Annotated in this window: 1 pseudogene; it reads right to left on the reverse strand. The window is 35.9% G+C overall.

Annotation, left to right across the window (positions count from 1 at the left end):
• Positions 1-608 (reverse strand): annotated as a pseudogene (cap8O, locus tag IDG60_RS28335) (type 8 capsular polysaccharide synthesis protein Cap8O); the annotation flags it as partial.

Below are 608 nucleotides of genomic sequence, written 5' to 3' on the forward strand. Positions count from 1 at the left end.
TAGCAATAATAAAGTACGGATCAACAGCTAAACAATGACCGCCTACACCTGGACCAGGTTGATGGATATTAACACGCGGATGTTTGTTTGCCATTTCAATCACATCTAATACATTAATATTTAAGTTATTGCAAATTTTTGTTAATTCATTAGCTAAAGCAATATTCACGTCTCTATATGTGTTTTCCATTAGCTTACTCATTTCAGCAGTACGTGCATCTGTTTCAATCATTTCTCCCTGAACGAATGTGCGATAGACATATTTACCCGCTTCAATACAAGCTTTAGTCACACCGCCAATGATACGATTGTTATGAACTAATTCTTCTAAAATTTTTCCTGGCAGTACACGTTCTGGACAATGCACTAAACAAATATCTTCACCTATTGTAAATCCTAAATTTTCAATGACTGGTTTTACAAAATCATCCATCGTTTTAGGCGCAATTGTCGACTCTACAATAATAGTATTCCCTTTTTCTAAAAATGGTAAAATACTATCTAATGCACGCATAACTAGCGAAATGTCACATGACCGGTACTGATCATCATTATTCGGCGTCGGAACGGCAATGATAAAAACATCAGATGCTTCTGGCGTTGTAGAT

It is taken from the genome of Staphylococcus sp. EG-SA-2 (assembly GCF_017152085.1).